We start from the raw sequence: 13,542 nt of genomic DNA on the forward strand, positions 1-13,542 counted from the left end.
GCGGGCCGTGCGTTGGCTGGCACTGCCGCGGGTGCTGTCGTCCCGTCCGCCCGGCGGTGGCTCGGGCGGCGATGCCGGGATCACGCGTTCCGCGGCAGCGGGTCTGGCGGGGCCATCCGCCGACATCACCCGCGAACATAGCGATCCTGCCGCCGCGAGCGGCGGTGTGGTTGGACATATCGGGTCTGTCGGATTTGCCGCGCTCGACTCGGGTGGGCAGCGGCTCGTGACTTGCGGAGGTGGGCGGTGAGTGGGGCGGCGGGCTGGCTGGAGCTGGCTGAGGATGATCCGTTCGGGGTGGAGAACCTGCCGTATTGCGCGTTCGGGCAGGACCGGTTCCGGTGGACCGGCGTGCGGATCGGGGACCGGATCCTCAATCTCGCCGCGGCCGAGGGGCGGGGGCTGATCGACGCGGGCGGGGCGTTTCTCGGGCAGGGGAACCTCAACCGGTTCATGAGCGCGGGGCGGCCCGTCTGGGTGCGGGTGCGGGAGCGGCTGACGGAGCTGCTGAGCACGGCGCGCTATCGGGAGGTGGTCGAGCCGCTGTTGCTGGCCGTCGCCGACGTGCGGCTGGAGCTGCCGTTCGAGGTGGCCGACTACGTCGATTTCTACTCCTCGCTGGAGCACGCGACCAACCTGGGCAGGCTGTTCCGGCCGGACGCGGAGCCGCTGCTGCCCAACTGGAAGCACCTCCCGGTCGGCTATCACGGGCGGGCCGGGACCGTGGTTGTCTCCGGGACCGACGTGCCGCGGCCGTCGGGGCAGCGGAAGGTGGCGGACGAGGCTGGGCCGGTCTACGGGCCGTCGACGCGCTTGGACGTCGAGGCCGAGGTCGGGTTCGTGGTCGGCGTGCCGTCGGAGGGGGCGGTGGCCGTCGACGACTTCCGCTCGCACGTGTTCGGGGCGGTGCTGGTCAACGACTGGTCGGCGCGGGACCTGCAGGCGTGGGAATACCAGCCGCTCGGGCCGTTCCTGGGCAAGTCGTTCCGCACGTCGGTCTCGCCGTGGGTGGTGCCGCTCGACGCGCTCGACGCGGCCCGGGTGCCGGGGCCGCGGCAGGAGCCGGCCGTGCTGCCGTATCTGCGGGCGGGGGAGCACTACGGATACGACATCGGACTTGAGGTCTTCTGGAACGGCACGCTCGTCTCGCGGCCGCCGTTCGCCGGGATGTACTGGACGCCGGCGCAGCAGCTGGCGCACATGACCGTGAACGGGGCGTGGGCGCGGACCGGCGACCTGTACGCGTCGGGCACCGTCTCCGGCCCCGGCCCCGAGCAGACCGGCTCCTTCATCGAGCGGACCTGGAACGGCGCGCGCCCGATCCAGCTGAAAGACGGCACCACCCGGTCGTTCCTGCTCGACGGCGACACGGTGACGATCCGCGCGACGGCGCCGGGGCCGGGCGGGGCGCGCATCGGGTTCGGGGAGGTGACCGGCACGATCACCAAGCCGGAGTGAGAGGCCGCCGCCGGGCCGGGCCGGGCTGCGGACGCGCGTGAATCACCGAAGGCCGTGCGGAAAGGCCGAGGGGCGTCGTGTTCCGCTCCGAGGCCGAGTCGTGGTCGTGCGGTCGGGTCCCGCGGGGAGCGCCGGATCGGCGGGGAGGATCGGGGCGTGCGGCGAGGGCTGATGATCGAGGAGTCCGTCGGCGCGGCCGAGGAGCTGATGGGTCACGTGGGACGGCAAGTTGCGGGGAAGACCCGGGCCGCGTGGGGCGCGTGCGGCGGGTGATGGCCGCCTCGCCTGCGGCGGGACGGTCCACGTTTGGGTGAAAGGTGTGGGTGGGGCAGAGGCGTGGCCGGTTAGTCGTGCGGAAAGGGCGGTGGAGGGTTGGTCCCGCCGACGGCCGGAGGCGGAGCGTCGTTCGGGCTCGTGAGGACGGAGGGTCGGCTGGGTGAGGGCGCAAGTTCGCGTGAGTGACCTTGCCCGAGGCGAGGACCAGCAGCCCGATGGTGTCCAGGGCCCGGACCAGGGGCTCCTGCACGGCGGATGGATGCGCTGGGCTGATGGAGCCCGCGACGGGCAGGCGCACTGGGGGCGGGCCGGCGGTGTTGAGCGCCGGCTGCCCGCCGAGCGTGGCCAGGTCGATGAGCATCTCGTGCAGCGGGGAGGCGGCCAGGCCTCCGTCGGTGAGGCGCTGCAGGTCCTCGGGGCGAGCGGCGGCTGCGGAGGTGGCGGGGGTGAAGGTCACGTTGTGGTGGGAGTGTGGTGTGAGTCTGCTGCGGATCGAAGGTCGCCGTGCGCGCGGGTGGGAGTGCGGCGGGTATGGTGCCCGCGGAGGTGGTTATGGGGACGAGTTCGGGCGGGCTGCGGCGGCTGGTTTCGCCGCGTAGCTGGTCGAAGCCGGTGCGGTTTGTGCTCACCGGGCTGCTCGTCCTGGTCGTCGTGGGCGCGATGGGGATCACGGCGTATCGCACGCTGAAGCCCGCTGAGACGGTCAGTCGCGCGGGGGACAAGCCGGTGCCGTCGCCGGAGCCGATCAAGTCCATTCAGTATTCAGAGTTGCCGTCGGCGCCGCTCATTGTCGAGGGGCGGCTGCGGGTCTACACCGAGCAGCGGCGGGTGTTTGCCGACACTCCGGTCACCGCGCAGCGGATGATGACGCCGCACTGGTCGTATCGGCGGTGGCCGGCCGAGGTCGTCTCCATTGTGGAGGTGGAGAAGCCGGCGAGTGGGGTCGGGCTGTCCGTCGTGGTCACGAAGTGGTCGGACGGGGAGATCGTCGCGCTGGACGCGGAGAAGGGCGACATCGTCTGGCAGGCGAAGATCGATCCGGCCGACGGGGAGTCGTTCAAGGGGCGGCGGACCGGGGCCAAGACGATGTGGTCGCCGGAGGATCTGTTCGTCAGCGCCTCCGCCACCGATCGGCAGTCCGTGGTCATCGCGACCGGGAAGGACGTCGTCGAGGGGATCGATCCGGTCAACGGGACGATCAAGTGGACGCGGTCGTTCACGAACGAGCCGGGGTGCCGCAGCAACGACTGGACAGGCGCGGACACGTACTTCGTCAAGAACACCTGCACCAAGCCCGCGACCCTGGAGATGTACGACTCGGCCAGCGGGGCGCCGCTTGGCACCTGGCGGCCGCCGGGCGCCTCGCTCGGGACCGACAACGTCAGCAACTGGTTCATCGAGCCGGCCTCGTGCCAGCTCGGGCGGTCCGGGTGCGCGATGTTCAAGGCCGCGCCGACCGGGGACGTCGTGACGTACACCGACGCCGCCTCGGGGGTGGGCACGATCACGCCGGCGTACTGGTCGCTGGCGGCGGACCGGACCGTGAAGGCCGAGCCCGTCGCGGACAAGGACACCGTGTTCGCGGTCGGTGACATCGTCGCGCAGCAGATGACGGGCGGATACATCTGGGCGTTCTCGCGCACGAGCGGGCAGCGGCTGTGGATGTCGGAGGTCGCGGGCCGGCTGATCGGCGGCGACCAGCGCAACGTCTACCTGGTCAACAACGAGTATCAGCTGCTGGTGCTCAACCTGGAGACCGGGGCCGTCACGTCGAGCACCGAGCTGCGTATCCGGCCCGCGGACCGGTTCGTCTACAGCATGTACTACCTGCACGCCGGATACCTGGTGATCGAGCGGCTGCAGACCACCAAGGAATCCGAGATCGACGACAGGTACTACTTCAGCCAGGACACGGTGGTCCTGGTGGGGATCGGTTAAAGGATCACGCGCAGGAAGGCGTCGTTCTCCTCGGGCGTGCCCACGGTGACCCGGACGCCGTCGCCCTGGAAGGCACGGACGATCACGCCGGCCTGCTCGCAGGTCGCGGCGAACTCGGCCGAGGCGTCGCCCAGCGGCAGCCAGAAGAAGTTCGCCTGGGTCTCGGGCACATCGGGGTACACCTTCCGGACCGCCTCGACCACCCGCGACCGTTCCGCGACGACCAGCTCCACCCGCCGCCGCATCTCGTCCTCGGCGTTGAGGGCGGCCAGGGCCGCCGCCTGCGCGGCGAGCGAGGTGGAGAACGGCGTGACAACCTTGCGCACGGCGGCGACCACGTCCGGGGAGCCGATGAGGTAGCCGATGCGCAGGCCCGCCAGGCCCCAGGCCTTGGACAGGGTGCGCAGGACGACGACATTGGGGCGGTCGCCGTACTCCACCAGGCCGTCGGGCACGGCGGGGTCGGTGACGAACTCGCGATACGCCTCGTCGAGGGCCACGATCACGTTGCCGGGCACCCGGTCGATGAACGCGTCGAGGTCGGCCTTGCGCACGGCGGTGCCGGTCGGGTTGTTCGGGTTGCACACGATCACGATGCGGGTGCGCTCGGTGATCGCCGCGGCCATCGCGTCGAGGTCGTGGGCGTGCTCGGCGGTGTTCGGCACGCGCACGCTGGTCGCGGCGGTGGTTGCGCCGATGATGGGGTACGCCTCGAAGGACCGCCACGGATAGACGACCTCGTCGCCGGGCAGGCACGCCACCCGGAACAGGTGCTCGAAGAGCGCCACGGAGCCGCAGCCGGTTGCGAGGCGCTCGGCGTCGACGCCCAGGCGCTCGGCCAGCCGCTCGCGCAGCTGCGTGACGCCCATGTCCGGATACCGGTGCACGCCGGCGACCGCTTCGGTGACCGCCTCCACGACGCCGGGCAGCGGGCCGTAGGGCACCTCGTTGCTGGCCAGCTTGATCGCGCCCGGCACGGAGCGGCCGGGGACGTAGGCGGGAAGGGCGTCGAGATCCGGGCGGGTGAGGCTCATGGTTGGTCTCCGGCGTTGTCGGGCGGGGGAGCATTCGGGGATCGCTGCGCCATCACCACCACGGTGCCGGCGGTGCGGTCGTGGAAGGCGCGGTGCAGCGGCCAGTCGATGACCGGCGAGAGGCTGTCGATGAACTGCAGCAGGAAGCCGATGCCGCAGGCGGTCCACAGCAGCACCCCGAGGCCGAGCGGATTCCAGCGGCGGATCGCCCGGCCGAAGCCGAGCGGCTGGTCGGCGTCGAGGCCGACCACGCGGATCTTCATGATCCGTTTGCCGAGCGTCTGGCCGCCCCCGGCGATCGCGGGCACCTCGTAGGCGAACCACAGCGCGGCGATCAGGATCACGATCACGATCACGAGGTACTGCGCCCGGCTGGACGCGGTCACGTCGGTGAGCGGCTCGCCGTCGTTGCGGCGGGCGAGGAACTCCGACAAGATCGGGGAGATCTCCTCGATGTACTGCCAGATGAACCACCCGGCGACGGCGGCGATGATCGCGCCGACCACCACGATGTCGATGAGCCGGGCGAGCAGCCGGTAGCCGACCGGGGCGATGTCGTATCCGTGCGGGCGCACCGTCGGCAGCCCCGCGCCGAACGGGGTCGCCTGCGGCGGCAGGAGCACCTGCACCGCGCCCGCCGGCAGGGTGCCCTGCGGTCGCAGCCCGGGCGGCAGCGGCGTGCCGGGGGGCAGCACGATCGCGCCCGGCGGCAGCTGCCCGGGCGGGAAGCCGCCCGGCGGGATCGGGGTGCCCGGCGGGAGCACGACCGCGCCCTGCGGCAGCGGGGCACCGGGCGTCGTGACGACCGGGCCCGACGGGGCGGCCGGCGTGACCGGCTGTTCGGGGATCTCCGGCGGTCCGGCCGGGGCCGGCTCCGAGGCGGGGATGGACTCGCCGATCCAGCCCTCCCCGTCCCAGTACCGCTGGACGTCCGGGTCTGCAGGGTCCTTGTACCACCCAGGCGCTGTCACGCCGCCTCCGCCTCCGTGCCGTTCACCATCTACCCGACCTTAACGACAATTGTGGACGCCGCCTTGTCGTGAAGGCACTGCTGGTAGGGCTTGTCCCACAGCTGCCACAGCCCGTCGATGTAGGAGAAGAACGGCACGACGGTGCCGGCCAGGAACTGGGTCGCCCAGCGCTTGGCCAGCACGCCGCGGTCGATCGGCGCGCCCGGGTTGTCGGTGCGGATGATCTGCAGCTTCATGGCCCGCTTGCCCCACGTGACGCCGGTGCGGCCGAACATCTCGACGTGGTACACGTACTGCACGGCGACGATCAGCACGACGTATCCGAGCTCGATGAGCAGCGGCAGCCCGAACAGCAGCCCCGCGTTCGGGTTGTCCCCGGCCGCGGAGGCCGCGCCGGCGAACACCGCGAACATCCCGATGACGGTCGGGATCGCCAGCACCAACGCGACGCCGACCAGGACGGCCGCGTCGATCAGGTACGCCAGTAGCCGGTCGCCGAAGTTCGCCAGCGGCATGCCGTTCGGCGCGCGCGGCACCGGCGGCGGCACGGTGTACGCCCCCTGTGGATAACCTGTGGGTTGTGGATAACCCACCGGTGGATATCCGCCCGGGGCGCCGCTGACCTGTGGATAACCGGTGGATGGCGGTGCACTCTGTGGATAACCCTGTTGATAACCCTGCGGAGAGCCGGGTGGCGGCCCGTAGTTCGGGACACCACCCGGCTGCGGCTGACCCGGATACGTCACCCGGACAGTGTTACAGGTTCCCGCGAAGTTCCTGTTCTCGCTCGATCGCCTCGAACAGCGCCTTGAAGTTGCCCTTCCCGAAGCCCAGCGAGCCGTGGCGCTCGATCAGCTCGAAGAAGACCGTCGGACGGTCCTGAACAGGCTTGGTGAAGATCTGCAGGAGGTACCCGTCCTCGTCGCGGTCGACCAGGATGCCGCGCGACTTGAGCTCCTCGATCGGGGCGCGCACCTGGCCGATGCGGGAGCGCAGCTCCGGATCGTCGTAATACGAGTCCGGCGTGGTCAGGAACTCGACACCGCCCGCGCGCATCTCGTCGACGGTGCGCAGGATGTCGTTGGTCGCCAGGGCGATGTGCTGCGCGCCGGGGCCGCCGTAGAACTCGAGGTACTCGTCGATCTGCGACTTCTTGCGCGACACGGCGGGCTCGTTGAGCGGGAACTTGACCTTCCTTGTGCCGCTCGCGACCACCTTGCTCATCAGCGCCGAGTACTCGGTGGCGATGTCGTCGCCGACGAACTCCGCCATGTTCGTGAAGCCCATGACGCGCCGGTAGAACTCGACCCAGTCGTCCATCCGGCCGAGCTCGACGTTGCCGACGACGTGGTCGACGGCCTGGAAGTACCGCCGGGCCGGCGGCGTCACGATCGCGTCCCTGGCGACGAAGCCGGGCAGGAAGGGGCCGCAGTAGCGCGAACGGTCGATCAGCGTGTGCCGGGTTTCGCCGTACGTCGCGATGACGGCCCGGCGCACCACGCCGTGCTCGTCCTGCTCGTCGTGCGGCTCCTCAAGGCCCTTGGCGCCCTGCCGCACGGCGTACGCGTAGGCGGTGTCGACGTCGGGCACCTCGAGCGCGATGTCGATGATGCCGTCGCCGTGCCGCTCGTAGTGCTGGGTGGCCTCGGCCTGCCGGTGCACGCCGCCGACCATGACGAAGATCGCCGAGCCGGCCTTGAGCACGTACTCGGCGTGGTCGCGGTAGCCCTGCTCCGGGCCGCGGTACGCCAGCAGCGTCATGCCGAACGCGGTCGAGTAGTAGTGCGCCGACTGCTTGGCGTTGCCGACGTAGAACCGGACGTGATCGAGCCCGGTGAGCGGAAACGGATCATGGGAGACGTCGTGCTCGACGGCCCCGATGAGTTCGCTGAGGTCTTCGACAGCGCGGGTCATGTTCGTAGCCTCGCCCGGTTTCCGGTGTTGGGCAACGAAGGCTATTCTTCCTGGTCAGGTTGCACAATTGGTCGCCTCGGCGCCGGGGTTGGGTGGGCAGATTGTCCAATGAAATCGACGTTCTCGATGCACGGCTCATCGCCCTGCTGCACGCCGAGCCGCGGATCGGTGTCCTCGAGTCCTCCCGCCGCCTGGGGGTCGCCCGCGGGACGGTCCAGGCCCGGCTGGACCGGCTGGCGGCGCGGGGGGTGATCCGCGGCCACGGCCCGGACGTCGACCCGGTGGCGCTGGGCTACACGGTGACGGCGTTCGTGACCCTGGAGATCCGCCAGCGCTTCGGCCACGACCCGGTGTCGGCCCACCTGTCGGGCATCCCGGAGGTGCTGGAGGTCCACACGATCACGGGCTCGGGCGACCTGCTGTGCCGGATCGTGGCCCGCTCCAACGCCGACCTGCAACGCGTGATCGACCGGGTGATGAGCCACGAGGGGATCGTCCGCTCCTCGACGATCATCGCCCTGGCCGAGCAGATCCCGTACCGCGTGCTCCCCCTCGTCGCCGCAGCCGCCGGCCGCGATTGAGGACCGGCGGGATCTAGGCTGTCGCTCGTGATCGAGCGATTGACGCAGCGATGGCGGCGCGAGGTGGCGGAGCAGGAGGCGGCGGTCGCTGCCGGGACGCTGAGCGCGGAAGAGGCGTATGCGTCGCGTGCGTGGCCCGCGGATTTCACCGACGGCGTCGATGCTGCGCTGGCGGCGTTCGAGCGAGATGTCGCCGGGCTGGGGACCGACCCGGCGGACGAGGTTGTCTGGGCGGCCGTCGAGCGGGTGGTGTGTGCCCTCAACGTCGTCGACGAGACGTTCGAGGGTCACATCGACACCATTACCCGCGAGGAGCTGTGCGAGTACATCGACGACGTTGTGACGGACGCGGGGGTCGATGTGGAGGCGTTGACCGCTCGCCGCGGTTGCGAGCCCCATGAACTGACCGACGAGTGGCGCGACTGGTAGGGCGGATTCGCCGACCGGTGACGGCCCCGGCAGGTGTCCGCTACCTCCCGGCAGCCATCGGTTCGCTGCGGCCCGTCGGAGGCGAACGCGCTCGCTGGCCGCGACCCACTCGGCAAGCACGTCCTCAACATCCACACCGCGCTCCGCGGCGACCTGCCGGGCTCGCTCGTCGACGCCGAACGGCAGCTGGCCGGTGCGACGAATGCGACGCATCTGGAACGAGGAGTCGACGCGGTGACCGCCTGGGCTTCCACGTACACCGCCGACGCTGAGCTGGCGCACGAGCACCGCTACGAGGCTGAGGATCCGCCCGGCTACGACCCGACCCTGTACTGAGAAGGCCCCACGCCAGCGGGCGCGGGGCCTTCCGCTGCTCCGGGGCGCTACTGGCCGCTGCCGAGGAGCCGGGCCTTCAGCGCCTCGAACTCCTGCTGGGACAGGATGCCCTGTTGTGCCAGCGCGGCCAGCTTTGCGAGTTCGTCGGCGACGGACACCGGTGCTGCGGACTGGTGAACCGGCTGCGGAGCGTGTCGTGCAGCAAGCGCCTCCTCGACGGCGGCGCGGAGATCCGCGAAGGCGCCCATCTGCGCCTTGGTGAAGATCACAGAGTTCTCGTCGCGGCTGGCGTCGCGGGTCTGGGAGCCGGACCGTGATCGGGTGCCGCCGACGCCGGCGGTCTCGAACTGGATGAAGCCATTGACCAGCGCCCCGGCCTGCTTCCATTGCACCGACACCACGGACGCAAGCGGGATCCGCTTCTCGCCCTTGCCCACGGACGCGCGGGCCAGTAGGCCTTTGCGCCGGATCGTTACATAGGTGCCGTCGAACTCGACTTGCCCGTTGTGTCCTCTGACTTCATCCACGGCGGGATTTTGCCGCCGTATATTGGCTGGCGGGAACCATCCGAATGACGGATGCATTCCTGGTTGCTGGTGGAGCTGCGGAGGCGTTGGTCACGCGCGGTTCATCCGGGAGCCCGACGACCGCCTCGCCTCGCCCCGGCCGGTGCAGGTCGCGGCGCCGTCGGCAGATGCGCCGGGTTGGCTGAATTCCAGCATCTTCCAGCAATCCAGCAGGCCCGGTCACACTGACCGGGCCTGCTGGATGCGCCGTCAGGGCAGTGTCACCGCCAGCGGCTGAGCCAGTCCAGCATCCGCCGTAGCGCCACCGGCGGCACGTCCATCGTCTCTGCCCGCTCGGCCAGCACGTCAGCGTTGATCAGGCCCGCGTCGAGGAGAGCGGCGACGAACGCGTGGTCTTTCTCCCTGCCCGCGGCGAGTTTCGACAGGGCGCAGTCGTGCGGTTCGAGGCACAAACCTCGAGCGCCGGCAGTGTTGGCGCCGGTCACCTCGACGAGCCGTTCCCACCAGCCATTCGGTAGGGCGGCGGTCTGTTCGTCGACGCCGTCGACGTAGATGCCATAGGTCTGGTCGAAGTCGGACTCCTCACCGATCGCGCCTTCGATGAGGTCGGCTTTGTGCCCGCCGGGGTCGTTGAAGAATCCGATGTCGACCTCGCGTGACACGGTGGCCGCCGCCGGTAGTTCCCATTCGCGGTAGCTGCCGAGGATCGATTGGCTGCCGATGACGAACATGGTCCGTTCGCCGGTGATGTCTGCTGCGGCGCGGAGAGCGTGTTCGAGTTCGTCGCGTCTCATCCGCGCTTCTTGTTGCCGTTGGTGGTCTTCCACCAGGCCCTGAATGATGTCATGACTCGCTCCCGTTCTTCTGGAGTGAGAAGGCCGAGGCCGGACAGTGGCGAGGCGGTGCGGAGGGCGGCGGCCCGTTCGGATCGCTCGGTCATGGTGGCGAGGATTGCGCCAGGGCCTTCGTCGAGGAGCTGCTGCCATTGGTCGAAGTAGGGGTTGCTGTGCCCGTCGCTGTGGACGTGGCGAAGGAATTGGAGGCGTTCTTTGGCGGCGGTGATGACGCCGTCGGGGTTGTTGATGAGTTTCGCGGCGAGCGCGTGGTTGATCCACAGGGAGCGTTCAACGTCCCGGCGGAGTTCAGGCTGCGGCTCGACGAGCTGCTCGACGGCTTGCCGGGGGATGCGCCGGTGGGTGCCGGTGCGGGTGTAGGGCAGTTCACCGCGGGTGCACATGTCGACGATGTGCTGACGGGAGCAGTGGAGGATCTGCGCCGCCTCGACGGTGCTGAGCAGGTTGTCGGGGGTGCGTCGCATGTCCCCATGGTACGCAATAAACGCTATAAGCGCCACGTCGTCAGGGCGCCAGCAGCCAGAGACGGCAAAAGCCCCCTCGCCATACGAGGCGAGGGGACGGTTCGGGGCTACGCAGCTACCGGCGGCCGATTTGCAGGGTCAGGGTTGGCTTGGTGACCTCGGCGAAGAAGTCGTTGCCCTTGTCGTCGACCACGATGAAGGCTGGGAAGTCGACCACGTCGATCTTCCAGACCGCCTCCATGCCCAGTTCCGGGTATTCGATCACCTCGACGTGCTTGATGCAGTCCTGGGCCAGCCGGGCTGCCGGGCCGCCGATCGAGCCCAGGTAGAAGCCGCCGTGTGTGCGGCAGGCGTCGGTCACCTGCTTGGAGCGGTTGCCCTTGGCCAGCATGACCATCGAGCCGCCGGCGGCCTGGAACTTCTCCACGTACGCGTCCATGCGCCCCGCCGTCGTCGGGCCGAACGAGCCTGACGCGTAGCCCTCGGGGGTCTTGGCCGGGCCGGCGTAGTAGACGGCGTGGTCGCGCAAGTATTGCGGCATCGGCTCGCCCGCGTCGAGGCGCTCGGCGATCTTGGCGTGGGCGATGTCGCGGGCCACGACCAGTGGGCCGGTCAGCGACAGCCGGGTCTTCACCGGCAGCTGGGACAGCTGGGCGCGGATCTCGGCCATCGGGCGGTTGAGGTCGACCTGGACCACGTCGTCGTCGAGGTGCTCGTCGGTGACGTCGGGCAGGAAGCGGGCCGGGTCGCGCTCCAGCTGCTCCAGCCAGATGCCCTGCTCGTTGATCTTGCCGACGGCCTGGCGGTCGGCGGAGCAGGAGACCGCGATCGCGACCGGGCAGGAGGCGCCGTGGCGCGGGAGGCGGACCACGCGCACGTCGTGGCAGAAGTAGCGGCCACCGAACTGGGCGCCGATGCCGAACTCCCGCGTGAGCTGCAGGACCTCGGCCTCCAGCTCCAGGTCGCGGAAGCCGTGGCCAACCGGGGTGCCGGCGGTGGGCAGCGTGTCGAGGTACTTCGCCGAGGCGAGCTTCGCCGTCTTCAGCGCGTGCTCGGCCGACGTGCCGCCGATGACGATCGCCAGGTGGTACGGCGGGCAGGCCGCGGTCCCGATGAGGCGCAGCTTCTCCTCGAGGAACTGCATCATGCGGGTCGGGTTCAGCAGGGCCTTCGTCTCCTGGTACAGGTAGCTCTTGTTCGCCGAGCCGCCGCCCTTGGCCATGAACAGGAACTTGTACGCGTCGTCGCCCTCGGCGTAGAGCTCGATCTGGGCCGGCAGGTTGGAGCCGGTGTTCTTCTCGTCCCACATGCTCAGCGGCGCGAGCTGCGAGTAGCGCAGGTTGAGGCGCGTGTAGGAGTCGTACACCCCGCGGGCGATCGCCGCCTCGTCGTTGCCGTCGGTGAGCACGAAGCGGCCCCGCTTGCCCATCACGATCGCGGTGCCCGTGTCCTGGCACATGGGCAGGATGCCGCCGGCGGCGATGTTGGCGTTGCGCAGCAGGTCGAGCGCGACGAAGCGGTCGTTGGCCGACGCCTGCGGGTCGTCGATGATCGAGCGTAGCTGGGTCAGGTGGGCGGGGCGCAGGAAGTGCGCGATGTCGTGCATGGCCTCGTCGGTCAGGCGGGTCAGCGCCTCCGGCTCGACCGTCAGGAACCGCCCGTCGCGCCCGACCCCGTCGCTGGTGACCAGGCGGTATTCGGTGGTGTCGGATCCGAGCGGCAGCAGCGGGGAGAACGCGAATTCGGGCATGCCTCGACTGTAATCAGCTGATCCCGGCCGCTCTGAGCAGGGCGGCGGTGAGTGCGGCGGCGACCACCACGACGACGAAGGGCGCCTTGCGCCAGGCCAGGATCGCGCCGACCACGACCCCGGCCGGGCGCGCCCAGCCCACGAAGTGGGTGCCGTCCAGCAGGGCGGCGGTCGCGATGAGTGCGGCCAGCAGGGCGACGGCCGCGAGCGTGAGGTAGCGCCCGACCTGCTCGGACACCGAGATCCGGTCGCGCAGGACAGGCCCGGCGAAGCGGAACGCGTAGGTGCCCGCCGCGAGCGCGATGATCGCGATCCAGCTCACTTCGGTCCGGCCTTCCGCGTCGGTACGGGCAGCGCGAAGGCGATCCCGGCCAGCGCCACGAGCACCGGAAGGCCGGCCGGCAGCAGCGGCGTGGCCGCGAGCGCTAGGGCGGCGCCGGCGACTGCGACGCGTACCGATGCGTGGTCTTTGAGGGAAGGCAGGGTCAGGGCGAGCAGCGCGGCCGGAAACGCCGCGTCGATGCCGAACGTGTCAGGGTCGCCGAGCGCGGAGCCGGCGATCGCCCCCACAGCCGCGGAGATGTTCCAGCTCACGAACAGGCAGGCGCCGGTGAGCCAGAACGCGCGGCGGCGGCGGGCTGGGTCGTCCTGGGCCAGGGCGAAGGCGACGGACTCGTCGGTCATGACGTGGCTGCCGACCAGGCGGGCGAGCCGGCTCTCGCCGAGCACCTCGTTGCCGATCGCCAGGCCGAACGGCAGGTGCCGGGCGTTGAGCAGCAGCCCGGCGAGCACGATCGCGGCCGCGGTGGCCCCGGCGCCGGCCAGCCCGACGGCGAGGAACTGGGCGCCACCGGCGTAGACCAGGGCATTCATGGCGACGATCTGGCTCAGCGGCACCCCGGCGGCGCTGGCGATGGCGCCGAAGGACAGCCCGACGACCACGCCCGCCGCGCACAGGGCTGCCACGTCCCGGACGAGCGGATCTGTTCGGAGAATCGAACGCATGGTTC

Annotated in this window: 15 protein-coding genes; 5 read left to right on the forward strand and 10 right to left on the reverse strand. The window is 70.3% G+C overall.

The window, feature by feature from the left end:
• Positions 1 to 246 precede the first annotated feature (246 nt).
• Together fahA and ACQPY0_RS02435 are read left to right on the forward strand one after the other, a co-directional pair.
• A complete protein-coding gene (fahA, locus tag ACQPY0_RS02430) occupies positions 247 to 1,458 on the forward strand; it encodes a fumarylacetoacetase (protein ID WP_432983908.1) in 1,212 nt (403 codons plus the stop codon).
• A gap of 828 nt (positions 1,459 to 2,286) precedes the next feature.
• A complete protein-coding gene (locus tag ACQPY0_RS02435; protein ID WP_432983911.1) occupies positions 2,287 to 3,672 on the forward strand; it encodes a PQQ-binding-like beta-propeller repeat protein in 1,386 nt (461 codons plus the stop codon).
• On the opposite strand, the gene hisC is transcribed toward ACQPY0_RS02435, so the two are convergent.
• The 4 genes from hisC to hppD all read right to left on the reverse strand — a co-directional run bounded on the left by hisC (position 3,669) and on the right by hppD (position 7,591).
• Positions 3,669 to 4,706, reverse strand: coding sequence for a histidinol-phosphate transaminase (gene hisC / locus ACQPY0_RS02440; RefSeq protein ID WP_432983914.1), 1,038 nt, complete (start codon positions 4,704 to 4,706; stop codon positions 3,669 to 3,671). The two genes, ACQPY0_RS02435 and hisC, sit on opposite strands and share 4 nt — an antisense overlap.
• Positions 4,703 to 5,677 carry an RDD family protein gene (locus ACQPY0_RS02445; protein WP_432983917.1) on the reverse strand — a complete coding sequence of 325 codons (975 nt, stop codon included), beginning with the start codon at positions 5,675 to 5,677 and terminating at the stop codon, positions 4,703 to 4,705. The genes hisC and ACQPY0_RS02445 overlap by 4 nt, the downstream gene beginning before the upstream one ends.
• Before the next feature lie 29 nt (positions 5,678 to 5,706).
• Positions 5,707 to 6,213, reverse strand: coding sequence for an RDD family protein (locus ACQPY0_RS02450; protein ID WP_432983920.1), 507 nt, complete (start codon positions 6,211 to 6,213; stop codon positions 5,707 to 5,709).
• Positions 6,214 to 6,433: 220 nt separating this feature from the next.
• On the reverse strand, positions 6,434 to 7,591 hold the full coding sequence (hppD, locus tag ACQPY0_RS02455; protein ID WP_432983923.1) for a 4-hydroxyphenylpyruvate dioxygenase: 1,158 nt from the start codon (positions 7,589 to 7,591) through the stop codon (positions 6,434 to 6,436).
• Positions 7,592 to 7,692: 101 nt separating this feature from the next.
• Between hppD and ACQPY0_RS02460 the strand changes: the two genes are divergently transcribed.
• From ACQPY0_RS02460 to ACQPY0_RS02470, 3 genes are read left to right on the forward strand one after another with little or no spacing between them, the layout of a single operon-like run.
• Entirely contained in the window at positions 7,693 to 8,172 is a 480-nt protein-coding gene (locus ACQPY0_RS02460) for an Lrp/AsnC family transcriptional regulator (RefSeq protein WP_432983926.1), read from the forward strand.
• Positions 8,173 to 8,199: 27 nt separating this feature from the next.
• Positions 8,200 to 8,601, forward strand: coding sequence for a hypothetical protein (locus ACQPY0_RS02465; RefSeq protein WP_432983929.1), 402 nt, complete (start codon positions 8,200 to 8,202; stop codon positions 8,599 to 8,601).
• Between the two features lie 33 nt (positions 8,602 to 8,634).
• Positions 8,635 to 8,937 (forward strand): hypothetical protein, encoded by a 303-nt coding sequence (locus ACQPY0_RS02470; protein ID WP_432983932.1) that lies wholly within the window; start codon positions 8,635 to 8,637, stop codon positions 8,935 to 8,937.
• A gap of 47 nt (positions 8,938 to 8,984) precedes the next feature.
• Here ACQPY0_RS02470 and ACQPY0_RS02475 read toward each other — a convergent pair whose 3' ends face one another.
• From ACQPY0_RS02475 to ACQPY0_RS02500, 6 genes are all read right to left on the reverse strand, one after another.
• The gene (locus ACQPY0_RS02475; RefSeq protein ID WP_432983934.1) at positions 8,985 to 9,464 is read right to left on the reverse strand and encodes a DUF4429 domain-containing protein; all 480 of its coding nucleotides are present in this window, start codon (positions 9,462 to 9,464) and stop codon (positions 8,985 to 8,987) included.
• A gap of 260 nt (positions 9,465 to 9,724) precedes the next feature.
• The gene (locus ACQPY0_RS02480) at positions 9,725 to 10,291 is read right to left on the reverse strand and encodes a DUF6036 family nucleotidyltransferase (protein WP_432983937.1); all 567 of its coding nucleotides are present in this window, start codon (positions 10,289 to 10,291) and stop codon (positions 9,725 to 9,727) included.
• The gene (locus ACQPY0_RS02485; RefSeq protein ID WP_432983940.1) at positions 10,255 to 10,782 is read right to left on the reverse strand and encodes a helix-turn-helix domain-containing protein; all 528 of its coding nucleotides are present in this window, start codon (positions 10,780 to 10,782) and stop codon (positions 10,255 to 10,257) included. The genes ACQPY0_RS02480 and ACQPY0_RS02485 overlap by 37 nt, the downstream gene beginning before the upstream one ends.
• A gap of 115 nt (positions 10,783 to 10,897) precedes the next feature.
• Positions 10,898 to 12,532, reverse strand: coding sequence for a fumarate hydratase (locus ACQPY0_RS02490; RefSeq protein WP_432983943.1), 1,635 nt, complete (start codon positions 12,530 to 12,532; stop codon positions 10,898 to 10,900).
• A gap of 13 nt (positions 12,533 to 12,545) precedes the next feature.
• Positions 12,546 to 12,854: an AzlD domain-containing protein gene (locus ACQPY0_RS02495; protein ID WP_432983946.1), complete on the reverse strand. Its 309-nt coding sequence runs from the start codon at positions 12,852 to 12,854 to the stop codon at positions 12,546 to 12,548.
• Positions 12,851 to 13,537, reverse strand: a complete 687-nt coding sequence (locus ACQPY0_RS02500) for an AzlC family ABC transporter permease (RefSeq protein ID WP_432983949.1) — start codon at positions 13,535 to 13,537, stop codon at positions 12,851 to 12,853. Before ACQPY0_RS02500 ends, ACQPY0_RS02495 begins: the two co-directional genes overlap by 4 nt.
• Positions 13,538 to 13,542: the final 5 nt, after the last annotated feature.

This window comes from Dactylosporangium sp. CA-233914 (assembly GCF_050942935.1).
Classification (GTDB): Bacteria; Actinomycetota; Actinomycetes; order Mycobacteriales; family Micromonosporaceae; genus Dactylosporangium.